Consider the following 24,204-nt stretch of genomic DNA (forward strand, 5'->3'; position numbering starts at 1 on the left):
GGAGTAGATAATGCGACGTATTTTGATAACTGCTCTGCTGGTTACGGCGATGCCGGTGCTTGCGGCTAAACCCGAGTGGGTGGAAGAGAAGCAGAATGGCAAGGGAGGGGCTCCCGCTCATGCCCAGGGGGCTCAGGGAGATCAGGATAATTCAGATCGTGGACGTTATGACAGTCGCGACCGAGATCGTGACGATGACCGAGATCGCGATCGTGATTATGGCCGTGACTATGACCGAGACCGTGACTATGACCGGCAGCGTGATTACGACAGGGACCGGGATTACGACCGTTACCGGCTTTCCGACTATGACCGGGACCGTTTGCTGCGCAGCATCCTGGTAGAGCACTATGGCTACGAATACGAGACGGAGAGACACCGTTATAAATCCTTGCCGCCGGGCCTGCAGAAAAAGCTCCGCCGCGGTGGCGACCTGCCACCGGGATGGCGCGACAAACTGGTGGTCGGTCACACCATTGATCCCTACCTGTACAGACATGCCGAGCATCTTCCTTCCGACCTGTTGAACCGGATCACCGGTCGCAATGACGGTATCGAGCTGCTGCGTATCGGCGATAGAATTGTCCGCGTTATGGAAGGGCGGGGCACGGTGCTGGATGTGATTGATCTGACGGACCGTGCCCTGGGTCTGTTTGACTGAGGAGAAACGCCGTTGACGCCGGCTATCAAAACACTGGAAAAATCCAAGGTAGCGTTCACGCTCCACGAGTATGAGCACGATCCTGCAGCACCGGCCTACGGTCTGGAGGCTGCGGAGAAGCTGGGCTGTCCGCCAGAGCAGGTATTCAAGACGCTGTTGGTGGCCATTGAGGGCGATGCCCGGCGGCTGGCTGTGGGCATAGTGCCGGTACACAGAAACCTCGATCTGAAATCGATGGCGGCGGCCCTGAAAGTGAAAAAGGTGGCGATGGCAAGGCCCGAGGATGCCGAGCGGGCCACCGGATACATAGTCGGCGGCATCAGCCCGCTGGGGCAGAAAAAGCGCTTGCCGACGGTGCTCGATGCCAGCGCCGAGGGGCAGGCTAGCATACTGGTCAGTGGCGGTCGGCGAGGCCTCGATATCGAGCTGTCCCCGCTGCAGTTGCTGAAATTGACCAACGGCTCTCAGGCTCCGCTGGCAAGAAGCTGATTCGCTTACCTGCCAGCGGTGAGTCTACCGGCTAGCCCTGAGTTCCGGTGCGTGAGGTCTGTTGCTTGACCCGTTTCGCGGTCTTACGGGTGCGGCGTACCTTGAAGCGGGACGGCTCCAGGTCGTGTTTGCCCAGCAGCTTGTAAAGATCGGTCCGGTTACGCTCGGCGATCCGTGCCGCATGCGTCACATTGCCTTCGGTAATCTGCAAAAGCTTGATCAGGTAGCGGCGCTCAAACTCGGCCCGGGCCTCGTTGAATGAGGGGATTACCCGTTCCTGGTGGTCCATCGCCTGGGACACCAGGGCCTCGGAGATGACCGGTGAGGTGCTCTGGGATACCGCCTGACGGATCACGGTGGCAAGCTGGGAGATGTTGCCAGGCCAGGCTGACAGGCCCAGCAGATGTATCGCGCCGGGAGACAGGTTGCGTACCCGGCGTGCCTGGGCTTTCGCTTCTTTGCCGAGGAAGTGGCGGGCAAGCAGGGGAATGTCTTCTGCACGCTCCTGCAGAGGCGGCACGTCGAGGCTGACGGTGCTCAACTGATAGTAGAGTGCGTCGTTCAGCTCGCCGCTGAGCATCGCATGTTCCAGATTGCGCTGCGAGGTGGCGATGATCCGTATATCCAGGTTTGCATCGGTGCTGCTGCCGACGGAGCGTACGCGGTTGTTCTCAAGTGCCGTCAGTAACTTGATCTGCAGTCGCGGTGACAGATCGCAGACCTCTTTCAGGATCAGGGTGCCACCGCTGGCCTTCTCAAGCAGACCGGGCTGATCAGTGTCGGCGCCGTCAAAGGCACCGCGGCGGTGACCAAAGAGTTCTGACTCCAGCATCTGCTCCGGCAGACCACTGCACTTCAGCACTTCCAGCGGTTTGTCAGCGCGGCGGCTGGCCTGGTGCACCGCTGTTGCCAGCAGTTCCTTGCCGCTACCAGCCGGACCACTGATGATCAGGTGAACGTCGGATACGGCAACCCGGCGCGCCTGGTCGAGCAGGTGATCCATGGCCGGTGAGCGGCCGATGATCTCATCGCGCCAGCGTTGATCGCGGCGTTGCTCGGCGGTATCCAGAGCGGCTCTGACGGTGTCCAGCAGGTGGGATTTGTCGAACGGCGGCGTGAGAATTCCGAAGGCGCCCTGGGCGGTCGCTTCCAGTGCTTCCGGCAGCACGGATTGATTGACGATCAGAATGCGGGCTATTTCCGGGTGATCCTGATGCAGGTGCTCACTTAAGGTCAGCCCGTTTGCGGCGGTTTCACGCAGATCACATATCACCAGTTCAGGGCTCTGTGCATCCAGCTGCTTGATCGCTTCATCTCCGCTGCCGGCCGCACAGACCCGGTAGCCCGCAGCACAGAGGTATTCCTCCAGCTGCCGGAGCTGCTCCGGGTTTTGGTCAACAAGTAAAACGTGTGGGCTAGCGGTCATCTTTGAAGGCTCCTGATACGGCATTTAAAACAACCGTATGACGGCGAACTTATGTTTCAGTTCCGTTGAAGTTACCACCAAACGTCACATGATAGTCCGATAAAGCGAATTCGCCTTAATGCAGGTCACAATCTGACCAGTTTAAAGGCGGATTCGTCAGTCGTGCTGCGTCTGTAAAGTGTTTGCTGGCGGCGCCCGATCGGGAGCAGTCAGCTCATTCTGAACCCGACTTTCAGGACGATCTGGTAGTGGGCAATGCCGCCGTCCTCAATATGGCCGCGCATCTCTTTAACCTCCCACCAGTTGAGGTGTTCATGGTGTTGTGAAGCTTCGGCGATAGCACCACGGATGGCATCGTCATAGCTGCTGGTCGAAGAACCCGCGATCTCAATGATCTGGTAGGTATGTCCGGTCATGGGTACGTCCTCCCTACGGCGCCTTGCATGATAAATTGTACTATAGGCGCAAATTGGTGACACTGCTTCTCGTGCTTTCTCCCGGAGTTGAGCCTGGGGCCGACAGTGCCTATGATCGCTGCATCAACGGATAGGGATTCAATTGCCGGATGCGAAATATTGTTCTGATCCTTTCTGCCGCCGCTATTGTTGCCGGCTGTCAGGTCAAACCCCCGTCAGAAGAGGGGCAGGTTTATCAGCGGGGAGTGGTATCGCAGGAAGCCGGGGCGTTCCGTTTTCGTCTCTGTCACTCACTCTCCTGGTATTCCCTGAGCTCACCTCCTGAACTTCTTATGGATCAATATAGTTCGGCATCGGCAGGTAGGGAAGGTGTACCGGTCTATGTGGAAGGATGGGGAAGTGACACCCCTGACGGCTGGCAGCTGATGCAGCCACGGGTTATCGGCGGTGGTCTCGACGAGTGTGAGGAGACCGCCGAGGGCGCAGCACTGCGGGCGTTTGGTCATGGGCCCGCCTGGGTGGCCGATCTGTCAGAGGATCGTATCGTAGTGCGTGAGGCCGAACGTTTCCGCAGCTTTACCTTCAGCTCGCCGGAATACCTGCGGCAGGGGAACCTGAGACGCTGGAGCGCGGATATCAAAAGGGGCAGGAGCCGGATCGATGTGGCGCTCAGTGTTGAGCCACGCCCCTGCATCGACCGTAGGGGGATCTGGTACGCTCTGAGCGCGCAACTGGAGCTTGAGGGCTGGGTGTTCAATGGTTGTGCAAGGTATGGCGACCTTGGGCGTCTGGATCTCGCTTCACGCTACAGCACGCCGGCCGGTGAATATCTGCGCGACCTGCACCTGTTGCTTAGAGCGGATGGCCGAGCGCGCCTGATTGTCGACAGCAACACTGAGGGTCAGCCGCTGGATGTGCGTACCGGTCACTGGCGCAGGCTGGGCAGCGGGCGGCTGCTGCTTGAAACCGAGCGTGACGGTGGAGACCAGGACACCTTGCTTTGGTCTGTGGAACCTGACGGTTCTATCCGTCTGGTTACCGATGATCCCGCGCTCGGGCGAGGCCTGCGCCTGGTGAGCAGCGGCGTAGCGCTGCAGTGGCCGGAAGCGCGGAACCTGCGGCTGCCCTAATCTGCAAGCAGCAGCGACTTGGCTTCGTTGATTCTTGCCGCGAGCCAGGTACTGCCGCCGCGGTCCGGGTGGTTGCGCTGCATCAGCCGACGGTGGGCCTCGATGATCTCCTCGCGGCTGGCGCCCGGTTGCAGGCCAAGAATCTCCAGCGCCTCGTCACGGCTCATAGAGCCGTTTTGCCCGTCGTTGCCGGATGGATGGTCGTATGGATCATCCGCCCGCCATTCGCTGCCAAAGCGTTTATCCAGGTAGGTTTCAAGCAGGCGGGTGGAGTCGACATCACTTTGTCTGCACTCGCGCAGCAGTTGCAGAAACTCCTCCCTGTTCAGAGTTTCAAGACGCCGGCCCTCAAGAGAGCCTCTTAGCACCTCGCCATCCATCGCGCCGCTATCGTGGTCTAGCGTCATGGCGATCATCCGGCTGCTGACGCTGGAGCGTTTGCCGCTTTTCCGGTTCTGCCGGTTTTTATAGCTTAGATTGCGTTGCAGCCAGGGCAGAAAGCGCATCAACAGCGGCAGCATACGCTGAGCGAACGGCAGCATCAGCGCTACCAGGGCGCCCAGCCAGTGAAGGCGGCCGGTAATGGCCAGGAACAGCAGGCCCAGCAGAATCATCAGCAGGGCAAGTTTAAATGCAGCCTTGGTGCGTTCGGCCGCCGGTTGGCGCTTCAGCCAAAGCAGGCCGCCGCCGGCCACAATTGTGAGAAGTATCAGGCCAACTGGATTCACGGCTTCTCCGTTCGGTTTACTGATGGACTGTTGATTATCGGTTTAGCTGGTGAGTGAGTGCCAGTATGTCACGGTTTTTACCGGCAAATTCTTCAAGCGCTTTGATGCCACCTGTGGCATAGACAGCAGCGGCGCTGAGAAGTTGTTTGAGACGGTCGGCGCTGTGCAGGTCAAAACGGGCGAAGGCGCCACCGGAGAGGCGAGCCAGCTGTTCAAACAGGAGACGGCCGTGGGCGTCGTCGCCCTCGTGAAAGCAGAACAGGGGGATTCCCAGCAGACCCAGTTGGCCGGCCAGTTCACACAGAGGGTCGAGCGGCTCCTCGCAGCAGTCGCCTACCAGTACGACCACGTTGAGCGAGTGATTTTGATGTTCGCGCAGGGCGTGTTCGAGCACGCGTCCGATCTGGGTGTGGCCACCCAGGCAGGTGACAGCGTTCATCTCCTGCAGCAGCGCTTCGGGCTGGTTAACCCAGCGGCTGTAATGAAACTCCCGGTAGCCCCGGTAGTAGCAGAGCTGGATCTGAAGTTTGCCACTGTCGCCGGTGGCCAGAAACATCTCGTTATGCAGCTGGCAGGCATGATCCCAGGTGGGGCTGCGGCTGGCGGTTGCATCCATGGCAAACATCAATCGCGCTGCGCCGGCAGAGGTTGTGGCAAGCTCCCGCGCCTGGTTCAGAAAAGTGTCGATCTCCCTGCTGTCGGATACGGTCTTTAACGATTTTCCCATTGCACCACCCGGTCCGGATTGAATATCTGGTTTCAGTGTAGACCGGGTGGCGTGGCAGTTCAGGCATCTTCGCCGATATAGCGCTGACGTTTACGCGGTTTGACCTGCTGCGTGTCCACCAGCACCAGTCCGTCGACGCAGAAGTTGAAATCGGCGTCCACGCCGAAATCGAGAAAGCGCACACCGCCCGGTTCGCACAACTCGCTGTACTGCTTGTAGAGCGTGGGGACGGAGACGCCGAGAAACTCAAGCTGAGCGCGCAGGATAGCGAAGTCGGTGCTGTAATCCTCGCCATCGAAGATGCGGCTCATCTCGGCACGGGTGTCGTTGTCGATAACATAGGGATTGTTGGAGCGGCCCAGGTTTTCGGTATCGGGAAAATAGTGACGGTAAAACCAGACCAGCAGATCCCGAGCCCGTTGGGGGTAGCTGTTGCTCAGGCTGACAGGGCCGAACAGGTAGCGAATCTCCGGGTGGCGGCGCAGGTAGGCGCCGATGCCGTACCAGAGGTAGTCGAGGCTGCGACGGCCCCAGTATTTGGGTTGAACGAAGCTGCGCCCGAGCTCGATCCCCTGCTCGAAATAGGGCTGCATCGCCTGGTTGTAGCTGAACAGGCTGGCGCTGTAGAGCGACTTGTCACTGCCGGGCTCCGCCAGCCGATAAGCGCCGGCGATCTCCAGGTCATCCTCGTCCCAGAGAATCAGGTGTTTGTAGTGGCGGTCGTAGCTGTCCAGGTCGGAGCGAGCGCCGGTGCCTTCGCCGACGCAGCGAAACGCGATTTCTCTGAGGCGGCCAATCTCGGCCATAACGGCAGAGTCACAGCGGTAGCTGAACAGGTAGATCTTTTTGCCGTCCCCGGTTTCGCCCAGCAGCTCCGCGTCACGCAGTTCCTGCTTGAGCAGCTGCCTGTTCTGCGGGTGTGCGATGGTCTTCTCTGTCTTGAACATCGGCGATTTGTTGCGCGCGATGCGGTAGAGATGCTTTTTCAGCAGTTTTGCCTTGATCTTGCTCGGCACCGGCAGGGTATCGATCTGGCTGAACGGGATCGGCTCTCCAATCTTCACCGGCAGGGTGCGTTCGCGCTTGTTGAACATCTCCTGTGCCAGCAGCAGTGTCGACATAGACTTCTTCAGTGTCGAAAGACCGTAGAAGATAGCCGAGTTCTTGCCACCCACATGGATCGGCAGAATGGGGGCGTTGGTGCGGCGGGCGAACATCAGGAAGCCGCTGTTCCAGGGGCCATCCTTGATGCCGGTGAGACTGGCGCGGGAGACCTCGCCGGCGGGAAACACGATGACCGCCTCTTCATTGCGCAGGCTGTCGACGATGCGGGCGATATCTTTTTTGCGCGTGCCCTTGCCCAGGTTGTCCACCGGCAGGAACAGGTTGCGGAGCGGATCAAAGTGCATCAATACGTCGTTGGCGATGATGCGCACGTCACGGCGGACTTCACCGACAAGTTTTAACAGGGCCAGGCCATCGAGGGCACCGAGGGGGTGGTTGGCGACGATCACCACGCGCCCACTGGAGGGGATGTTTACGCGGTCCTTGGCGGATACGCTGTAGCTGAAGCCAAAATAGTCGAGTACCCGGTCGATAAACTCGAAGCCTGTGACCTCGCGGTTGTCTTCCAGAAAACGGTTGATCTCGCCTTCGCGGACCAGGCGCCGCAGGCAGAAAAGAGTGGAGCGGCGTACCGGGGATGGCTTGGTGGCGAATCCCGGGTACTTGCTCAGAAGAACCTGTTCTACGTTGATCTGCATATCTCGTCTCAGCACTGTTACACGTCTGCGACGAGCATAAGACGATCAAGTGACGCAGGGTTGACGCTCCCGTGACAGCGGGATGACGGCTAGCTGAATGCTACTCATCTTCCCGCATCGCATCTTCCCAGAGATCATGATCGCCTTTGCGACGGCCGCGGTTTTGGCGGCGATCCTTTTTGCCGGGCTCGAAGCGGATATCCTCGCGCCGATCCGGCTGTTGACGGCGATCCTCGCCTGAACGGCGTTCATGGCCTGTCCATTCATTTTTGTCAGTCATGGGCTTACTCCTTGGGACCCTATTGTTATTTGCACTGATCTTAACATCAGGATAGTTTCAAATAGGAACACAGCGCCATCTGGAGGCAAAAAATGGATCTATCAGAAAGCCTGGTTGCCGAGCTGCAGATGCAGTTCGAGGGGGTGGAGCCGGATCTCCGGTTCAGGGATGAGGCGCAGGCGATGCATGTGTGTGAACTTGCACTCAAATCATTATTGAGAGGGACCTACGGTGTAGGGGCCCTGGTGATGGATGACCAGCACCGGGTGTGGGCCGAGGCCGGCAATGAGATGCTGGCTGAGCGATTCAACTCGGCCGGCCACGCGGAGATGCAGGTGCTGGACTGTCTTGAGTCGCTGGAGGGCGCTCCGCCCAGCCAGAGTCTGAGCCTTCTGGTGTCGCTGGAGCCCTGCCCGATGTGCCTGAGCCGTGCTCTCTACGCGGGCATAGGTGAAATTATCTACCTGGTGGAGGATGGCGAGGGTGGCATGGTGCACCTGAGAGACAACCTGCCACCGGCGCAGAGAGAGCTGGCGAAGCTGTGTAAATTCCGCCGTGCAGATGTCAGCGAGCCGCTACGGCAGCTCGCCAGGCAGTTGAGTCAGGCTGGGCTGAAGTCGCACCGGGAGGAGTTGATCCACCTGCGTGCGAGTTAGCGACGCTGGAGCGGTGTCGACGCAAAGGTGACGCCGTTCCAGCCGGATTTCATGAAATTGCGGATGTTTCCGTGGTCGCTGCCCTCCGGTGTATTGAGGACGTCCTGGTAAAAGCGACCAAAGCAGCGCAGGGTTTGCTCTTCGCTCAGGTTCATCAGCTGGCCAAACGCCAGAATCTTGCAGGAACCGGCGTTCTGACCCGCATCGTTCTGCTGTTCGCCATTGGTAAAGGCCGCAGGCGTGTAGTCAAAGTGTTCGTCGATTACCGCCATTGAGTCTTCAAACTCTACGGGCTGGTTGTTTTCAAGAGCGTCGATCAGTTGTTCGGGGGTCATCGGTTCATCCTTTTTTATGGTGGAAAACAGTGTCGGGCTGGCGATATTCATCTCCAGCAGCCGGTGAATCAAAGCGGTAAGCGGTGTGTCGATGCCCAGGCGGGCAGCGCGTGAGAGAACCGCACCGGAGATACCATCCAGTTCCAGCGGCCGGCCCTTTTCGCGGTCGACCAGCATGGAGGTTTTGATCGCATCGAAGCGGCTGATCAGGTCGAACATTTCGTCCACGTCGCGATCAGTGAGCTCAACGTCATCAATGGCAGCGACGGAGGCAGTTTCCTTCATCAGGCTAAGGATGGTCGGGCCGAGGACTGGGTCCGAGGTCAGGGTCCGGGTATCCAGTCCAGTCAGTGCCGATAGGGGGTTGACGCCGTTATTGATCAGCAGCTTTCGCCATAACTCGTAACGAATATCCTCGCTGACCTGTGTCGGGATGTCGGCGTCGTTAAAAAGCCTTGCCATTTTGCTGACGAAGACCTGTGTATCGCTGTGATCGGCGCTTTTTGGCCAGGAACCCATAATGATCTGTGCCGGTCCCGTTGCATCGATCACGCCCGGTTCCAGAATGTGGCCCCCGATCCTGACCGCCAGCCCGCCGATGGTTCGCGCAGCACCAACGTTCTCTGCAATTAGCAGCTCATTATCGACGCCGTTTTGCAAAGACAGCAGAGGCATTGAACCGTCGACCAGCCAGGGTGCCAGTGCGTTGATGATAGTTGCGGTGGCGCCGCCTTTCAGACTGATCAGCGCGAGATCGAAGTCTGCGGCGCCGTAGCCCTTTATAAGGCCCTGAATGTCCGTGGCGTCAACCTTGGCGCTGAAGCGAAACTCTGGGTGACGTACCTCCAGTCCGCGATTTTGCAGAGCCTTAAGATGCTCGCCCCGGGCAACAAAGGTGCATTGGTGGCCGGCGGCAATCAGGCGGGCGCCGTAATAACAGCCGATGCCGCCCGCGCCCAAAATCAAAAATCTCATCCTCTCACGTTCCTTGTTGTCAGCGCTTTGCTAAAGCTTGTGGCGGCCATCCCGCAGAACCATACAGGCGTTTTTCCCGTAAGTCGTTTGCGCGCGTGGCGGGTGATTTCAATCAGCAGAGATGGCAACCATGAAGATTACACTTGAACAGTTATTTTCCGGGAATATCCGTGTGCAGCAGTTGCTACTCAGGTCGTTCGAAAACAGTCTTTACCTGACCGACGTAAGAACGGAAGAGGGCTGCTGGTCCGTCTGTAATGCCGCCGGAACGCCGTTGACGTTTCGAAGCCAACTGGATGCGAAAAAAGCGTTCAAGGGTCTGGGTATTGAAGATACCCGGCTGGTTCACCAGTCTCCCTACAACGAAATGATCGGGATGCCGGAGGATCGGGTCGAGCCGCTTGAGGTCAAGCTGCTCAACCCGGATCAGGATTACTCCTGACGCACCATTATTACATGATGCGCATGCCCGGCTGGGCGCCTGCGTGCGGCTCGAGGATCCAGAGGTCCTTGCCACCGGGGCCGGCGGCCAGCACCATCCCTTCTGACAGGCCGAACTTCATCTTGCGCGGCGCCAGGTTGGCAACCATGACGGTCAGCTTGCCCTCGAGATCTTCCGGCGCATAGGCGGATTTGATGCCGGCGAAGACGTTACGCGTTTCGTCGCCCAGATCCAGCGTCAGGCGCAGCAGCTTGTCCGCGCCTTCAACGTGCTCCGCTTTGGCGATACGCGCCACCCGCAGGTCCACCTTGGCGAAGTCGCCAAACTCGATGGTATCGGCGATCGGTTCCTTGGCGGGTTTTTCCGCCTGCTTCTTCGGCTGCGCTTGCTGGGCGGCTTCCAGGTTCTGACGGGAATCCTCGATGATTTTCTCGATCGCCTCCGGCTCCACGCGCTGCATCAGCGGCTTGAACTTGTCGATCTTGTGATTCAGCAGCGGCTGCTCGACGGCATCCCAGGCGAAACCATCGATATTCAGGAACTGGGCGGTGTCCTCGGCGACTTTTGGCAGTACCGGCGCAAGGTAGCTGATGATCACGCGGAACAGGTTGATGCCCAGGGTGCAGCAGGCCTGTACGTCGGACTCGCGGCCTTCCTGCTTGGCCAGTACCCAGGGCTCGGCGTTGTCGATGTACTGGTTTGCCTTGTCCGCCAGCTGCATGATTTCGCGCATGGCGCGGCCGTATTCACGCTTCTCGTAGGCTTCAGCAATGCTGCGCCCGGCGGCTACCGCCTCGTGGTAGAGCGCTGCATTGGTCAGTTCGCTGTCGAGCTGGCCATCAAACTTCTTGTGGATGAAGCCGGCACAGCGGCTGGCGATGTTAACCACCTTGTTAACCAGGTCGGAGTTCACGCGGAAGCGGAAGTCCTCCAGGCTCAGGTCGATATCGTCGACACCGGAGCTGAGCTTGGCGGCAAAGTAGTAGCGCAGGTATTCCGGGCGCAGGTGGTTGAGGTAGGTTTCCGCCATGATGAAGGTGCCGCGGGACTTGGACATCTTCTGGCCGTTGACGGTCAGGAAGCCGTGACAGAAGACCCCGGTGGGCGTGCGGAAACCGGCACCGTGCAGCATGGCCGGCCAGAACAGGGTGTGGAAGTAGGCGATATCCTTGCCGATAAAGTGGTACAGCTCGGCATCGGTGCCCGGTTTCCAGTACTCGTCGAAATCGACGCCGTTGCGGTCGCACCAGTTCTTGAAGCTGGCCATGTAACCAATCGGCGCATCCAGCCAGACGTAGAAGTATTTACCTTCCGCGCCGGGGATCTCGAAGCCCCAGTAGGGCGCATCACGGGAGATATCCCACTGCTGCAGACCGGCTTCGAACCACTCGTTAAGCTTGTGGATCATCTGGGTCTGCACGTGCTCGTTAACCCAGGACTGGAGGAATTTCTCGAAGTCGCCCAGTTTGAAGAAGAAGTGCTCCGAATCCTTCTCGATCGGTGTTGCACCGGAGATCGCCGAGTAGGCGTTCTTCAGCTCGATCGGCTGGTAGGTTGCACCGCAGGCCTCGCAGGAATCGCCGTACTGGTCGGCGGCACCGCACTTCGGACATTCGCCCTTGATGAAGCGGTCCGGCAGAAACATCTTCTTCTCGGGGTCGAACGCCTGGGTAATGGTGCGGCGCGCGATATGACCGGCGTCATGCAGACGCTGGTAGATCAGCGTGGCAAATTCCCGGTTCTCTTCCGAGTGGGTAGAGTAGTAGTTATCGAAGCCGACCATGAAACCGGCGAAATCCCGCTGGTGCTCGCTGCTTACCTTGGCAATCAGCTCCTCCGGCGAAACACCCATCTGGTTGGCCTTGAGCATGATCGGCGTGCCGTGAGCGTCGTCAGCGCAGACGTAGGTACATTGATGACCGCGCTGTTTCTGGAAACGGACCCAGATGTCGGTCTGGATATATTCTACCAGGTGGCCCAGGTGGATCGGGCCGTTGGCGTAGGGCAGGGCACTGGTGACGAGTATCTTGCGCTTGCTGTCGGTCATCGGACGCTCAATATCTTGTTCATGAAGAGGAAAACAGGCGGGTGATTCTACGCCGGTTTACCCGGTTTATGAAGGTATTCACCTGCAGAGGGAGACGTTCGGGCATCTGCCGGGTAGGATGTGCGGTAGACAGACGCTTGTTGTTGGTTTATTTAACCTTAATTTTGTTTGTTAAGCGCAGATAGCAGGGATATGCGATGGCTACACTGGTTTACCTGGACTACAGCAAAGAGGCTCCTTTTGAGCCGCTCGACTTTCAGGGCTGGCGCTGCCGGGCGGCAGCCGATGAAGAGGCGTTGCTGGCCCAGATAGAGGATCGGTCGGTAGACCTGCTATTCCTCAGGGTCGAGGGTGATAATCTCGATGTGCTGGCGTTTGCGCGCCGCATAGCCAGGGTTCGACCTGATCTGGTGCGCGTTATCATCTCCTTTGCTCCCAGCGCCCGTTACCTGACCGAGGCCAGCGAGGTCGTTGAAGCCGCGCTGCCAGCCCGCTGCGACGAGGCCCAGGTCGTTAATGCCATCGAGCGCGCTCAGCAGGTCAAGGACCGCGTGTTTGCACGCAAATTCGATACCGTGGCCAGTTTTCTCGGCCAGGTCGCGCCGCTGCCGTCGCAAATAGAAGGCCTGGATGCCTTGATCGATCAGCGCCTGAGCGACAGTGCCGCGCCGGTGGCGCCGCTGTTCAAGGGACATCTCGGTTATATGAAGGCGGTTATGGCGCTGGCCAATAATCCGCTGTTTGGCGCCAAGAATTTTCTCTTCAGCCTGACAGACGCGGTCAAGCTGGTGGGCCTCAGGGGATTCCGCGATCTTTGCATCCTGGCCTATGTTCAGGATGCTTTTCCTCAGCCCGAAACGTTCGATGGCTTCTCTTTTCAGGCGCAGTTCGAGCGCTCGTTGGTCTGTGGCAAGCTGGCTGAACAGATTGCGCGGACAGTGGGCTCGGACCGGGTGAATACAAGCAATGCCTGTGCGGCCGGTTTCTTTCTTGATATCGGTATGCGTGCGCTGGTGCAGCTGGACCCGCAGCGCTATTTCCATGTCATGGAGCGGGCGGCGGTGCTCAAGCAGCCGATCTACGCGATCGAAAAGCTGGAATACAACGTCACCCAGGCTGAGGTCGCTGCTCATATTCTTACCCACTGGGGAATCTCCCCGCGCACCGTGCGCGCGGTTCTCTATCATCATGTTCCCCAGGCGTCTTTAGACAACGCCTATACATCGCTGACGGCAGTGCATGTGGCCGATGCGATGCTGCAAGGGGTCAAAAACCGCGCCGGCTGTTCAACCGCGGGCCGGCTGTCTGTTGATTATCTTGATCAGATCGGTGAGCTTGATCGTCGTGCTCAGTGGGAAGGGCTGGCCGCACAACTCTCCGCACAGCTCAAGTAAAGCTTTGAGCAGGGTCCGCATGCGGACAGCGGTTGGAGACCTTGAGAGCGGCTGCTAGAATCGCCGCCTGTTTTGCCAGTCTATCGAGGATCCGATGCCGCTGCCCAAGGTTGAACCTGCCCAGTATGAAAGCCAGCTTGCCCGTAAGCGTGAGCGAATAGCCCGCGACTTTGCAGAGTTCGAGCTGCCGGATATCGACCTCTACCGCTCCCCCACATCCCATTACCGCATGCGCGCGGAGTTTCGCGTCTGGCATGACGGTGACGATCTCTACTATGTGATGTTCGAACCGGGTGACAAGCGTGCGCCTGTGCGGATCGATGAATGCCCGATGGTGTCGAAGCGGATAGAGAGCATGATGTTCGAGCTGCTCGACGTTATCCGCCCGGATCCCAGGCTGCGCTTCAAACTGTTTCAGATCGATTTTCTCAGCACCCTGTCCGGTGAGCTGCTGGTGAGTCTGCTCTATCACCGCCCCATCGGTGATGAATGGATTGAAGCGGTGCGTCCGCTGCGTGAGCAGTTCGGTATCGATATCATTGGCCGCTCTCGCAAAAACAAGATTGTGCTGGATACCGATTTTGTCATCGAAAAGCTCGATATTGATGGCCGGGAATACAGCTATAAACAGACTGAAAACAGTTTTACCCAGCCCAATGCCGAAGTCTGCCGCCAGATGATCCACTGGGCGCTGGATGCCAGCAAGGATGCGGGAGGCGATCTGGTCGAGTTCTACTGTGGCAACGGCAACTTTACCCTGCCGCTGGCGCAGAACTTCCGCCGTGTTGTCGCCACCGAGATCTCCAAGGAATCCGTGCGTTCGGCGCGCTTCAATATTGAGCAAAACGGCATCGACAATATTGATGTGCTGCGCATGCCATCCGAGGACCTTTCGCTGGTGCTCAAGGGCAGGAAAGAAACCCGCAAGGTACAGGGGCTGGCGCTTGAAGAGTGCGATTTCACTACGGTGCTGGTCGACCCGCCGCGGGCCGGGCTGGATGATGAAACGGTTTCACAGGTGGTCGAATACCAGCATATCCTCTATATATCCTGTAATCCGGAAACCTTGCGCGAGAACCTGCGTGAGATTACCAAAACACATCAAATCGAGCGGTTTGCGATCTTCGACCAGTTTCCCTACACCGATCACCTGGAGTGCGGTGTCTATCTGACACGGCGCTAAGATCCAAGTTTGCTTCAAGGGAGGGGGCATGGCATCCGGTAAAGGTCATCAGCAGATCCAGGATCGCCCCCTTTGGCGCATCGTCGGCTTCCTGCCGTTTGTTGCCGTTGCCTTTCTCAATGCCACGCTGGATCTGGGTCATAAAATCCTGATTCAGAATACCCTGTTCAAGGCCTATGACGGTCCGGAGCAGGTGCTGCTGACAGCGGTGGTTAACGCGCTGATTCTGCTGCCGTTTATTCTGCTGTTCACACCGGCGGGGTTTCTTTCCGATCGTTTCGCCAAGCCGCGGGTCATGCGCCTGGCAGCGGCGGGGGCCGTGGGGCTGACGCTGCTGATCACGCTCTGCTATTACCAGGGCTGGTTTATCCCAGCGTTTGTGTTGACCTTCCTGCTGGCGACCCAGAGCGCGCTCTATTCCCCGGCAAAATACGGTTATATCCGCGAACTTGTGGGCTCTGACAACCTCAGTAGCGCCAATGGCTGGGTACAGGCCGCGACGATCATCTCTATACTGGGTGCAATCGTACTCTTTTCACTGCTGTTCGAGTCGCGACTGGCGTTGACCGCTACAGTGGAGCGCTCGCCCGACGCCGTATTACGCCAGATCGCCCCACTTGGCTGGCTGCTGGTGCTGCTGGCAGGGGTTGAATGGCTGCTGGCGCTGCGGCTGAAAGGTGGGGTCAGTCAGCCCGATATACGCCTGGATAAGCGCGCCTACCTGCGAGGCGAACTGCTGCGGCGCAACCTGGGGCGGGTGACCGGACATCGCCCGATCTTCTGGTCGGTGATGGGGCTGGCACTGTTCTGGTCGATCAGCCAGGTGATGGTGGCCGTCTATCCCGCTTACGTAAAAGCGCACCTGGGCGAACTGAATACCTTCCTGATTCAGGGCGCCATGGCCCTGGCCGGCGTGGGGATCCTGCTTGGTTCCATGCTGGTGGCGCGGCTGTCACGCCATCATATCAACATCGGGCTGGTGCCTGCCGGGGCGGTGCTCGTTGCCACCGGGCTGGTGTTCCTGCCTGCGAGTGGCTCTCTGCAGGAAGCGGGCATGCTCTTTTTTGTCGTCGGTTTTGGCGGCGCGTTGGCGATTGTCCCCCTGAATGCGCTGATCCAGTTTCATGCCCCGGAAGGGGAGAGCGGGTCGATACTGGCAGGCAATAACTTTCTGCAAAACGTGGCGATGTTTTCCTGTCTGGTCGCGACGGTGATCAGCGCCTATCTGCAGGTGCCGGCCAGGGCGTTGCTGATCGCGCTGGCGCTGGCGGCGGGGCTGGCCGCCGTGATGGCGGTGATTCGGCTGCCTCAGGCGCTGTTGCGGCTGATGGTGCGTTGCCTGCTACACCGATACCGGCTCAGGGTGCTCGGCTTCGAACACCTGCCCCGCGATGGCAGCGGCGTGCTGTTGCTGGGTAATCATATCAGCTGGCTTGACTGGGCCATGGTGCAGCTGGCCTGCCCGCGCCACGTGCATTTCGTCATGGAGCGCTCAATTTACGAGCGCTGGTACCTGAAGTGCTTTCTGGACTGCTACCGGGTGGTACCGGTGTCGCCGTCGCGAAGCCGGGAAGCGATGCAGCAGGTCGGTGAGCTGCTGAAAGCGGGCAAGGTGGTATGTGTCTTCCCGGAAGGGGCGATCAGTCATAGCGGTCAGCTGGCACCGTTCAAACGCGGTTTCGAGAAGGCTGCGCTGGCCGCCGAGGGCAGTGGTGCCTGCATACTGCCGTTTTATCTCAGGGGGCTGTGGGGCAGTCGCTTTTCACGCTCAAATGCACGGCCGAAGATGACGCAGCGTGCCGGCTGGCGACGTGATGTGATTGTTGCCTTTGGCGAGCCGCTGGCGCTGAGCTGCGATGCAACGGAAGCGCGCCAGGCGGTTTCCGAGCTCGCGATCCGCGCCTGGGAGCGCTATACGGATAGTCTTGATTGTCTGCCGGGGGCGTTTATCTCTACGGCACGTGCGGCGCCGACGCCCTGGGCTCTGACCGACCTCGACGGCCCTTCGCTGAGCCATCTGCGTGTGCTGACGGCGGTTGTGCTGCTCTCCCGGCGATTGCGCCGCATAGAGGGGAAACGTGTTGCGGTTCTGCTGCCCTCGGCCCCCGGTGGGGTTATTGGCACCCTGGCGCTGTTGATGGGTGGCAAGACGCTGGTGCCGCTGAACTATACCGCGCCGCCTGATGTGGTGGCGCGTATATGCGAGCGCGCCGGGATAACCACAATTCTGACCTCCACTCTGTTTCTGAAGCGGCTCAAAGAGCGTGGTATCGCACTGGACGAGGTGCTGGAGCCTTACCGCGTCATCGAGCTGGAAAAACTGAAGCGCAGCATCGGTAAAGCCGAGGCGCTGGCCACGTTGGCCTGTGTTCGCATGCTGCCGGTGTCCTGGCTGAAACGCATCTACAGCGGCGGACATAAGCTGGACGATACGGCAGCGATCCTGTTTTCGTCCGGCAGCGAAGGCACGCCCAAGGGGGTGATGCTGAGCCACCGCAACATCATCGCCAACGTCAAACAGATCGCTGATGTCTTCAATATTCGTGAGGACGATTGTGTGCTGGGTACGCTGCCGATTTTTCATGCCTTTGGTCTGACGGCAACCACGATGATGCCGCTCATCGAAGGCGTGCCGCTGGTGTGCCATCCGGACCCGACCGATTCGGTGAATGTGGCCAAGGCGGTTGCCCGCTGGCGGGCCACTCTTTTGTGCGGCACCAGCACCTTTCTGCGGCTCTACGCCAAACATCCCCGGGTGCTGCCGTCTATGCTGGCGCCGCTGCGGCTGGTTGTGGCTGGCGCCGAACGGCTTTCGCCACAGGTGCGCACTCAGTTCGAGGGCCGCTTCCGTAAAAAGATACTGGAGGGCTATGGCTGTACTGAAACGACACCGGTGGCCAGCGTCAACCTGCCCGATTATCTCGATACGCAATACTGGACGCTGCAGGTGGGTAACAAGGATGGCACCGTGGGGATGGCGCTGCCCGGCTCCTGGTTCCGTGTGGTGGATCCAGTCAGCTTTGAGCCCCTGCCGGTGGGTGAGGCCGGTATGGTGTTGATCGGCGGTACCCAGATCATGCAGGGGTATCTGGATGACCCGGAGCGAACCGCCAAGGTGATCCTGGAGCGAGACGGAATTCGCTGGTACGTCACCGGTGACAAGGGGAAGATCGATGAGGATGGTTTCCTGACCCTGATCGACCGCTACTCCCGCTTCGTTAAAATCGGCGGCGAGATGATTTCCCTGGGCGCGGTGGAGACACGGGCGCAGGAGATTCTCGGTCCCGATCTTCCGTTGATGATCACCGCCGCCCCGGATCCGCGCAAGGGCGAGCAGGTGGTGATGCTGGTTGAGCATGACGAGGTTGAAGCGCTGCAGGAGCGCCTGCGCAAGGGCGGGATGCCGCCGCTGATGCTTCCCTCCCGGGTTGTGTCGGTACCGGCGTTGCCGGTGCTGGGGAGTGGAAAGCCCGATTTCTGTCACGCCCGCGCCATAGCGCTGGACGCCATAGGGGCCGATTCGACATAATAACCAACTAATTGACTAAGTCTTTCGGTTGTAACAAGCGAGTAGTGGAGAAAATTGCATGTCAGAGCTGGACCAGAGTGCCGTCAGGCGGTGTGTTGATGCCTGGAGAGACCCTTGGCTTGAGCAGTCTCTGGGGGAGGCCGGCGCGGTCAGCCAGGTGAGTACCGCCGATGGTCGAGCCGAGATCGTTCTGGAGTTGCCCTATGCGGCAGCCCGTGAACACCAGGCCTTGAAAGACGCGCTGGCCGAAGAGGTTCAGCAGGCCTGCGGAGCCAGCGAGGTTCGTGTCGAGATAAACCAGGTGATACCGGCCTCCGGTTCTGAAAAGCAGCTGCCTGGACTTGCCGGGGTGCGCAATATTATTGCTATCGCCTCAGGCAAGGGCGGGGTGGGTAAATCAACCACCACCACCAATCTGGCGCTGGCACTGAAGGAGCAGGGCGCGCGCGTTGGTGTGCTGGATGCGGATATCTACGGGCCCAGCCAGGGGATGATGCTCGGTGTACCCTCGGGCACCCGGCCAGAAACTGCAGAAGACGGTAACTTCTTCCTGCCGGTGGAGCGTCTGGGTATTCAGGTGATGTCGATGAGCTTTCTGGTCAATGATGACACGCCGATGGTCTGGCGTGGCCCTATGGTCAGCGGCGCGTTGCAGCAGTTGCTGAACCAGACCAAGTGGAATGACCTGGATTACCTGCTGATCGACATGCCGCCGGGAACCGGTGATATCCAGCTGACCCTGTCACAGCGGGTGCCGGTATCCGGCGCGGTCATCGTCACCACGCCCCAGGATATCGCGCTGCTGGACGCCCGCAAGGGGATCGAAATGTTCCGCAAGGTCGATATCCCGGTGCTGGGTGTGGTCGAGAACATGAGTACCCATATCTGCAGCAACTGCGGCCATGAAGAGGCTATCTTCGGCGCCGGTGGTGGCGAGAAGCTGTCCCGGGATTACGATTGTGAACTGCTCGGTCAGCTGCCCTTGGCGATGGCGATCAGGGAGCAGGCCGATGGCGGCAAGCCGAGCGTTGTTGCCGATCCGGACGGTGCCCATGCGCAGCGTTACCTGGAAATTGCCACGCGACTGTCGGCAAAACTCGTCCAGAAAGCACGCAAGGCGCCCAAGGGGCCGACCATTCAGATCTTTGGTGATTGACCCCGGCAGCAGGGCACTCACGACTCCAGAAAAACGCCAGCACCGGACCCGAGGATTCACCGGGTCCGGTGCTGGCGTTGGGTTGGCAAAGCGCTGTAGAATGGCGCATTCAAATCCGTTCAGTCCGTTCTACTCCAAAGGAACCTATGGGAATTAAGTCAGACAGCTGGATTCGCCGCATGGCGGACGAGCACAAGATGATCGAGCCGTTTGAGCGGGGCCAGGTGCGCCGTGTTAACGATCAGCCTATCGTGTCCTACGGCACCTCCAGCTATGGCTACGATGTGCGTTGTGCCGACGAGTTCAAGATTTTTACTAATATCAACTCGTCGATCGTCGATCCAAAAGACTTTGATGAAAAAAGCTTTGTCGATGTAAAGTCGGATGTCTGCATTATCCCGCCCAACTCCTTTGCTCTGGCCCGCACGGTAGAGTATTTCCGCATTCCCCGGGATGTGCTGACGATCTGTCTCGGCAAGAGCACCTATGCCCGCTGTGGTATTATCGTCAATGTCACTCCGCTTGAGCCTGAGTGGGAGGGGCATGTTACCCTGGAGTTTTCCAACACCACTCCGCTACCCGCCAAGATATACGCCCATGAAGGCGTCGCCCAGATGCTGTTCCTCGGGGCAGATGAAGTGTGCGAGACCTCTTATCTTGATCGCAAGGGTAAGTACCAGGGGCAGACCGGCGTCGTAGTACCTCGTACCTGAGAAGTACCCCGTACCTGAGACAATTCACCCGATTCAACGCAGACTCTATGAACTATAGCCGCAAGCAGATAGAAGATTTCTGGCAGCATGTCGAGCAGACTCTGGATCAACTGCTCGCCAGTCAGCAGGATGCTCAATTCGAGGCCGATGGCCTGCTGAGCGCTTATCGTAGCAGCCTGCAGAAAATCGACCGTAACCTGACGTTCCACTTCGAGAAGGAGTCGGAAGGGGGCCCGGTTGAAATGGTATTCGGCTGCGATGGCTATCCTGAGTCGATTCACGCCGTACTGAGCCTGGTGGGTGCTGCACCTCAGCTCAGCGGTATCAGCTTCCGCGCCTTCAACGAGCGCTACGACCCGGTGCCGGCGTTCGTTAACCTCGGTGATGAGCTGTGCGAAATCGACGAGTTCTGGTGCTCCCTGCGCGAGCTCAAGGGCAAGTTACAGCTTGCGGTGTACCTGCGTGATGCGCCGAAGATCCTGGAGATGGATCCACGGGTCGAGGCGGTGATGATCCTGCTTGATGCGCTGATCGGTGAGTACGAGCTGATGACCCGTGTCTGGTCGCTGGACTGGTACGAGCTGCCGACCGATCCGGTGGATTTCGGCTTGATGCCGCTGTCACATCTGCGTCATGCCTTTGACGAGATGAAGGATCAGGTGCAGCCGGTCGGCATTACTATCCACTGACAGCGCTGCTGTCTGCTGTGTGCAATTCTTGCCTGGACGATTAGTATTAAGGCGAGTATCTGCCAAGTTTTTCTCGGGAGGGCCCCGATATGAGTCGTAGATTAGCCGATCTTCTGGAAAAGGTTCGCTTGGAATATGTCCAGGTTATGGTTGATCACGGAGAGGGTACGCCCTATCTGACCGCGCATCAGGTATGCAACACCCGTCTCTGGTTGCCGGGTGTCGAGCTGGCAGCGCTGATCGAAGATGACCCCAAGCTGCTTTCTGCCCGGGCAGGCGATCTCATCGATGATGACCGAGAACGTTCCAATCCCTGTGTGGGCGCAATCGTTACCAGCAATATCGTCGCGGCCGCCCTTGAGGGCTTGCTGGCAGTGGCGGTCAACCGTAACTGGCTGGACGTGGATTCCGATGGCCGGGTGCTTGTCGATGCCCATGAACTGGACTCTGTGCCTTCGGTCAGCGGGATCGATTACACCGAGGCGGGGGATTTCGTACCTGAACGTGGGCGCAGTCATCTCAGTAATATCTTTCACCAGGCTGAAAACGCATACATGGAGCGTCTCGAAGAGGGGCCCCACGACGCCTATCAGCTTGCCTTGATGGTAGCGTCCGATCATGCGGTGTTTACGCCGGACGAGCTGGCGCCGCTGTTGGTTGAAAACCCGCTGTTGCTTGGGTTGCGTGGCGATGACCTGCTTGATGAGGAGCTGTTCGAGGGTGATCCGCCCGCGGGCATGATTATCAGTGCTCATCTGACCGAGATGCTGGTCCAGCAGTTACTGGACCGTGCTCTGGAGGTCGGAGCGATCGGCCATGATGGCGAGGGCCAGCCGATCCTGTCGGAAACGGAAGAGGATAATCCGACCGTTCACTGAGTGGCGGTCGGCATGGTTTCGGACATCTCCTCGGTGTCGGTCAGCCACTGATCCAGGGCGATAAGGTCCTCCGGGCTCAGGCTGCCCACCGTCTGCTTGAAGTTGAACAGTGTGCTGACGTGGTCATAACGGGCGTTGGCGTAATCCAGCAGCGCCTGGTAAAGCGCGTTTTCCGCATCCAGTACATCCACCACGTTACGTGTGCCCACCGAGAAACCCTCCTCGTTCGCCTGCAGCGCGGTCTCCCTGGACTTGATGCTCTGGGCGCGGGCTTTAACGCTCTCCACGCTGGTGTTGAGGTCGCGCAGCAATGAGCGGGTCTGTACCCTCAGGGCGCGAAGCTGGTCCTCCTGAGTGAACAGCGCGGCGCGATTGCGCTGATCTGCTTCACGCACGCCGGAACTGACAGAGCCGCCGGCGTAAAGCGGGACCGACAGTGTCAGCGCAATGCTGTTCGAATCATCCCAGTCTCCCAGTTCGGTGGTTTCACCGCTCTCGGCCTGAATCGCCAGTCTCGGCAGGTGCTCGGAGCGTGCGGCCTGCAGTGAGCGCCGTGCCGCCTGGCTGTCATACTGGCTGATCAGGTAGCTCAGGTTGCCCTCGTAGGCGCGGTCGAGCCAGGCTTCGGGATCGGCGGGTTCGACGGACTGAATCGGGTAATCCGGATCCAGCGGCTGGACATTATCCATCGGCGCGCCGGCCAGTCGCTCAAGCGCTTCAAAGCTGTTGCTGAGCGCGCCCTGGGCGTCGATCAGCTGGACCGCGGCGTCATCATAGGAAGCCTGGGCGTCGAGTACATCGGTTACTGCAATCAGGCCGACCTCGAACTGGGCGTTAACCTGTTCAAGGCGGCGTGACAGGGCACGCTCCCGTGCTTCGGCCAGCTGCAGGGTGCTCTGGGCACGGAGTACGCCCAGGTAGGCATCGATGGCGCGCAGGATCAGGTCCTGTTGTGCCAGGGAAAAGGTCAGCTGAGCCTGGTCTGCCAGGACCTGGCCGCGACGGAAGGTGAACCAGGCGCTGGCATCGAACAGGGGCTGGGAAAGCGACAGGGTGTAGCCGTGACTGTTGCCGTCAAAGCTGCGGTTTTCTGTGCGCCGGGTGTTGGCGTTAAGATCCGCCTGTGGCAGCAGTGCCGATCGCGCTTGGGTCGAGACCTCTGAGTCGGCTCTGAAGGTGGCTTCGGCCGCCTTGAGTTGCGGGTCGGCCTCCAGTGCTTTCTGGTAGAGCTCCAGCAGGGCGCCGGCATTGGCAGAGCCGGCGCTGAACGTGAGCCAGAAACCGGCTGCTGCTATCCTTTTTGCGAATCTCATCTCTGTTCTCCTTTGCCGCTGTCTGGGGCTGGAACTACTCGGCGAGCTGACTGGCCTTGGATTCTTTCAGCCTACGGTCGCAAAGTAGCATCAAGTCGTCACTGCTACCATTGGTTTCCGACAGGCTGGAGACTCCCGCCGCAAGGCTGAACTGTGCGATGCCGGTTTCCTCTTTCAGCCAGTTTTCGATCCGGTTGAGGCGCTGGCTTAGTGGCGGCGCGTGCTCGGAAAACGGCATCAGCAGCACAAATTCGTCACCACCAAAACGGAAAACCCGGTCGTTGTGACGGCAGGTGGCTTTGAGCTGATCGGCAAGCAGGCGCAGAACCTGGTCGCCATAATCGATACCCAGCTCGTTGTTGATCGATGACAGGCTGTTGATATCGAGCATCGCCATCTCGCAGTCCTGCTCGGTCTGCAGGTAGCGCTTTTCGCTCGCTTCAAGGGCTGCATCGAACGCGGCGCGGCCGGGCAGGCCGGTCAGGTCATCGATCGGTTGCCTGGTGTTGGTCAGGTTCTCTGGCGGGGTCTCTCTGCCGGCATCGATCAGGAAGCCTGACAGCAGGTCGGCGGCAAGCTGCAGCAGGCGGATTCTTGCGGCTAGCACAGCACTGTCGTTGTCTCCGAAGATTGCCAGGTAACCCTGGGCGCCCGCAGGTGTATCGACACGCTGGCTTGCCCAGTACCCGGGCTGCTCCTTGCCGATTATCGGGTCGTTGGGGTGGTCGTTGCCGGGCTTAAGAATCAGCAGCTGGTCATCGCTGGCGCTATAGATCTGTTCCGCCAGGCCGTGCCCGGTTGGCAGCTGGCGTGGGGCAAGGGTGTTGCCGTCCTGCCAGTGGCCAAGCAGGTCATCTCCGCCGGCTTTGCGATGCTTGACCGCAAGCAGTTGGTCTTCGCCTATCAGGGGGCCAAGGACCCGGGCTGTCGTGAGCCAGGGGTCGCCGCCGGCGGCCAGGGCGGGGATCAGCTCTCTAATCAGCTCGCGTTCCTGGGTGGGGGGTGTGACAGGTCTGCCGATCAGCAGGCAGTAAGATTCGGCGCTGAGACGGTCGAAATCATAGCCCTGTCCCAGGTTGGTTTCATCGTGCAGCAACTGTTGCCGGATGGCTGGTGAAAGTGACTTGAAGGCGGTGTTTGCCCACTGGAGTTCTTGATTATCGAGCAGGGCGACGGGTAACAGGGAGTGGGTGAAGAGTTCGGAAACGACACGTGTTTTCACGCCGGATCTCCTTTCCGCGAAATGAAACGGCGGGCAAGGTGCCCGCCGCTTT

General features: G+C 59.3%; 22 protein-coding genes. 12 read left to right on the forward strand and 10 right to left on the reverse strand.

Features of this window, described 5'->3' with window-relative positions; translation table 11 throughout:
* Positions 1–10: 10 nt before the first annotated feature.
* Both ACQUQP_RS09480 and ybaK read left to right on the forward strand, forming a co-directional pair.
* On the forward strand, positions 11–661 hold the full coding sequence (locus ACQUQP_RS09480) for a hypothetical protein (protein WP_432698552.1): 651 nt from the start codon (positions 11–13) through the stop codon (positions 659–661).
* 12 nt (positions 662–673) lie between these two features.
* Complete coding sequence (ybaK, locus tag ACQUQP_RS09485) at positions 674–1,150, forward strand: Cys-tRNA(Pro) deacylase (RefSeq protein ID WP_432698553.1); 477 nt, start codon at positions 674–676, stop codon at positions 1,148–1,150.
* A 31-nt stretch (positions 1,151–1,181) separates the two neighbouring features.
* On the opposite strand, the gene ACQUQP_RS09490 is transcribed toward ybaK, so the two are convergent.
* Positions 1,182–2,576, reverse strand: coding sequence for a sigma 54-interacting transcriptional regulator (locus tag ACQUQP_RS09490; RefSeq protein ID WP_432698554.1), 1,395 nt, complete (start codon positions 2,574–2,576; stop codon positions 1,182–1,184).
* Positions 2,577–2,785: 209 nt separating this feature from the next.
* A complete protein-coding gene (locus ACQUQP_RS09495; protein WP_432698555.1) occupies positions 2,786–2,992 on the reverse strand; it encodes a dodecin in 207 nt (68 codons plus the stop codon).
* Between the two features lie 149 nt (positions 2,993–3,141).
* Between ACQUQP_RS09495 and ACQUQP_RS09500 the strand changes: the two genes are divergently transcribed.
* Positions 3,142–4,122: a hypothetical protein gene (locus tag ACQUQP_RS09500; protein ID WP_432698556.1), complete on the forward strand. Its 981-nt coding sequence runs from the start codon at positions 3,142–3,144 to the stop codon at positions 4,120–4,122.
* Here ACQUQP_RS09500 and ACQUQP_RS09505 read toward each other — a convergent pair.
* The 4 genes from ACQUQP_RS09505 to ACQUQP_RS09520 form a co-directional block, all read right to left on the reverse strand.
* Complete coding sequence (locus ACQUQP_RS09505; protein WP_432698557.1) at positions 4,119–4,850, reverse strand: molecular chaperone DnaJ; 732 nt, start codon at positions 4,848–4,850, stop codon at positions 4,119–4,121. The genes ACQUQP_RS09500 and ACQUQP_RS09505 overlap by 4 nt on opposite strands.
* A gap of 34 nt (positions 4,851–4,884) precedes the next feature.
* Positions 4,885–5,577, reverse strand: a complete 693-nt coding sequence (locus ACQUQP_RS09510) for a VWA domain-containing protein (protein WP_432698558.1) — start codon at positions 5,575–5,577, stop codon at positions 4,885–4,887.
* Positions 5,578–5,636: 59 nt separating this feature from the next.
* Positions 5,637–7,340, reverse strand: coding sequence for a GNAT family N-acyltransferase (locus ACQUQP_RS09515; RefSeq protein ID WP_432698559.1), 1,704 nt, complete (start codon positions 7,338–7,340; stop codon positions 5,637–5,639).
* Between the two features lie 100 nt (positions 7,341–7,440).
* A complete protein-coding gene (locus ACQUQP_RS09520) occupies positions 7,441–7,620 on the reverse strand; it encodes a hypothetical protein (protein WP_432698560.1) in 180 nt (59 codons plus the stop codon).
* A 92-nt stretch (positions 7,621–7,712) separates the two neighbouring features.
* Between ACQUQP_RS09520 and ACQUQP_RS09525 the strand changes: the two genes are divergently transcribed.
* Positions 7,713–8,276 (forward strand): deaminase, encoded by a 564-nt coding sequence (locus ACQUQP_RS09525; protein WP_432698561.1) that lies wholly within the window; start codon positions 7,713–7,715, stop codon positions 8,274–8,276.
* On the opposite strand, the gene ACQUQP_RS09530 is transcribed toward ACQUQP_RS09525, so the two are convergent.
* Entirely contained in the window at positions 8,273–9,586 is a 1,314-nt protein-coding gene (locus tag ACQUQP_RS09530; RefSeq protein WP_432698562.1) for a HopJ type III effector protein, read from the reverse strand. The two genes, ACQUQP_RS09525 and ACQUQP_RS09530, sit on opposite strands and share 4 nt — an antisense overlap.
* A gap of 130 nt (positions 9,587–9,716) precedes the next feature.
* On the opposite strand from ACQUQP_RS09530, the gene ACQUQP_RS09535 reads away from it, so the two are divergent.
* On the forward strand, positions 9,717–10,028 hold the full coding sequence (locus ACQUQP_RS09535) for a DUF6482 family protein (protein ID WP_432698563.1): 312 nt from the start codon (positions 9,717–9,719) through the stop codon (positions 10,026–10,028).
* Positions 10,029–10,038: 10 nt separating this feature from the next.
* Here ACQUQP_RS09535 and metG read toward each other — a convergent pair whose 3' ends face one another.
* On the reverse strand, positions 10,039–12,075 hold the full coding sequence (metG, locus tag ACQUQP_RS09540) for a methionine--tRNA ligase (RefSeq protein WP_432698564.1): 2,037 nt from the start codon (positions 12,073–12,075) through the stop codon (positions 10,039–10,041).
* Between the two features lie 197 nt (positions 12,076–12,272).
* On the opposite strand from metG, the gene ACQUQP_RS09545 reads away from it, so the two are divergent.
* The 7 genes from ACQUQP_RS09545 to ACQUQP_RS09575 all read left to right on the forward strand — a co-directional run bounded on the left by ACQUQP_RS09545 (position 12,273) and on the right by ACQUQP_RS09575 (position 21,617).
* Complete coding sequence (locus ACQUQP_RS09545; RefSeq protein WP_432698565.1) at positions 12,273–13,469, forward strand: HDOD domain-containing protein; 1,197 nt, start codon at positions 12,273–12,275, stop codon at positions 13,467–13,469.
* Between the two features lie 94 nt (positions 13,470–13,563).
* Positions 13,564–14,652: a tRNA (uridine(54)-C5)-methyltransferase TrmA gene (gene trmA, locus ACQUQP_RS09550; protein ID WP_432698566.1), complete on the forward strand. Its 1,089-nt coding sequence runs from the start codon at positions 13,564–13,566 to the stop codon at positions 14,650–14,652.
* A 28-nt stretch (positions 14,653–14,680) separates the two neighbouring features.
* The gene (locus tag ACQUQP_RS09555) at positions 14,681–18,181 is read left to right on the forward strand and encodes an acyl-[ACP]--phospholipid O-acyltransferase (protein WP_432698567.1); all 3,501 of its coding nucleotides are present in this window, start codon (positions 14,681–14,683) and stop codon (positions 18,179–18,181) included.
* A 58-nt stretch (positions 18,182–18,239) separates the two neighbouring features.
* Positions 18,240–19,337 (forward strand): iron-sulfur cluster carrier protein ApbC, encoded by a 1,098-nt coding sequence (gene apbC, locus ACQUQP_RS09560; RefSeq protein WP_432698568.1) that lies wholly within the window; start codon positions 18,240–18,242, stop codon positions 19,335–19,337.
* Positions 19,338–19,483: 146 nt separating this feature from the next.
* On the forward strand, positions 19,484–20,050 hold the full coding sequence (gene dcd / locus ACQUQP_RS09565) for a dCTP deaminase (RefSeq protein ID WP_432698569.1): 567 nt from the start codon (positions 19,484–19,486) through the stop codon (positions 20,048–20,050).
* 47 nt (positions 20,051–20,097) lie between these two features.
* On the forward strand, positions 20,098–20,739 hold the full coding sequence (locus ACQUQP_RS09570) for a hypothetical protein (protein WP_432698570.1): 642 nt from the start codon (positions 20,098–20,100) through the stop codon (positions 20,737–20,739).
* 89 nt (positions 20,740–20,828) lie between these two features.
* Entirely contained in the window at positions 20,829–21,617 is a 789-nt protein-coding gene (locus tag ACQUQP_RS09575) for a hypothetical protein (RefSeq protein WP_432698571.1), read from the forward strand.
* On the opposite strand, the gene ACQUQP_RS09580 is transcribed toward ACQUQP_RS09575, so the two are convergent.
* Both ACQUQP_RS09580 and ACQUQP_RS09585 read right to left on the reverse strand, forming a co-directional pair.
* Positions 21,611–22,930 carry a TolC family outer membrane protein gene (locus tag ACQUQP_RS09580; RefSeq protein WP_432698572.1) on the reverse strand — a complete coding sequence of 440 codons (1,320 nt, stop codon included), beginning with the start codon at positions 22,928–22,930 and terminating at the stop codon, positions 21,611–21,613. The two genes, ACQUQP_RS09575 and ACQUQP_RS09580, sit on opposite strands and share 7 nt — an antisense overlap.
* A 34-nt stretch (positions 22,931–22,964) precedes the next feature.
* Complete coding sequence (locus ACQUQP_RS09585) at positions 22,965–24,152, reverse strand: GGDEF domain-containing protein (protein WP_432698573.1); 1,188 nt, start codon at positions 24,150–24,152, stop codon at positions 22,965–22,967.
* Positions 24,153–24,204 lie beyond the last annotated feature (52 nt).

Source organism: Marinobacterium sp. YM272, assembly GCF_050908845.1.
Classification (GTDB): Bacteria; Pseudomonadota; Gammaproteobacteria; order Pseudomonadales; family Balneatricaceae; genus Marinobacterium_D.

What these genes read in the sequence shown, in the direction of transcription:
- ACQUQP_RS09490 (WP_432698554.1), bottom strand. Translation starts at nt 2,576, where the DNA reads ATGACCGCTAGCCCACACGTTTTACTTGTTGACCAAAACCCGGAGCAG.
- apbC (WP_432698568.1), top strand. Translation starts at nt 18,240, where the DNA reads ATGTCAGAGCTGGACCAGAGTGCCGTCAGGCGGTGTGTTGATGCCTGG.
- ACQUQP_RS09580 (WP_432698572.1), bottom strand. Translation starts at nt 22,930, where the DNA reads ATGAGATTCGCAAAAAGGATAGCAGCAGCCGGTTTCTGGCTCACGTTC.
- ACQUQP_RS09500 (WP_432698556.1), top strand. Translation starts at nt 3,142, where the DNA reads ATGCGAAATATTGTTCTGATCCTTTCTGCCGCCGCTATTGTTGCCGGC.
- ACQUQP_RS09530 (WP_432698562.1), bottom strand. Translation starts at nt 9,586, where the DNA reads ATGAGATTTTTGATTTTGGGCGCGGGCGGCATCGGCTGTTATTACGGC.
- dcd (WP_432698569.1), top strand. Translation starts at nt 19,484, where the DNA reads ATGGGAATTAAGTCAGACAGCTGGATTCGCCGCATGGCGGACGAGCAC.
- ACQUQP_RS09535 (WP_432698563.1), top strand. Translation starts at nt 9,717, where the DNA reads ATGAAGATTACACTTGAACAGTTATTTTCCGGGAATATCCGTGTGCAG.
- ACQUQP_RS09515 (WP_432698559.1), bottom strand. Translation starts at nt 7,340, where the DNA reads ATGCAGATCAACGTAGAACAGGTTCTTCTGAGCAAGTACCCGGGATTC.
- ACQUQP_RS09555 (WP_432698567.1), top strand. Translation starts at nt 14,681, where the DNA reads ATGGCATCCGGTAAAGGTCATCAGCAGATCCAGGATCGCCCCCTTTGG.
- metG (WP_432698564.1), bottom strand. Translation starts at nt 12,075, where the DNA reads ATGACCGACAGCAAGCGCAAGATACTCGTCACCAGTGCCCTGCCCTAC.
- ACQUQP_RS09510 (WP_432698558.1), bottom strand. Translation starts at nt 5,577, where the DNA reads ATGGGAAAATCGTTAAAGACCGTATCCGACAGCAGGGAGATCGACACT.
- ACQUQP_RS09495 (WP_432698555.1), bottom strand. Translation starts at nt 2,992, where the DNA reads ATGACCGGACATACCTACCAGATCATTGAGATCGCGGGTTCTTCGACC.
- ACQUQP_RS09570 (WP_432698570.1), top strand. Translation starts at nt 20,098, where the DNA reads ATGAACTATAGCCGCAAGCAGATAGAAGATTTCTGGCAGCATGTCGAG.
- ACQUQP_RS09525 (WP_432698561.1), top strand. Translation starts at nt 7,713, where the DNA reads ATGGATCTATCAGAAAGCCTGGTTGCCGAGCTGCAGATGCAGTTCGAG.
- ACQUQP_RS09520 (WP_432698560.1), bottom strand. Translation starts at nt 7,620, where the DNA reads ATGACTGACAAAAATGAATGGACAGGCCATGAACGCCGTTCAGGCGAG.
- trmA (WP_432698566.1), top strand. Translation starts at nt 13,564, where the DNA reads ATGCCGCTGCCCAAGGTTGAACCTGCCCAGTATGAAAGCCAGCTTGCC.
- ACQUQP_RS09575 (WP_432698571.1), top strand. Translation starts at nt 20,829, where the DNA reads ATGAGTCGTAGATTAGCCGATCTTCTGGAAAAGGTTCGCTTGGAATAT.
- ACQUQP_RS09480 (WP_432698552.1), top strand. Translation starts at nt 11, where the DNA reads ATGCGACGTATTTTGATAACTGCTCTGCTGGTTACGGCGATGCCGGTG.
- ACQUQP_RS09545 (WP_432698565.1), top strand. Translation starts at nt 12,273, where the DNA reads ATGGCTACACTGGTTTACCTGGACTACAGCAAAGAGGCTCCTTTTGAG.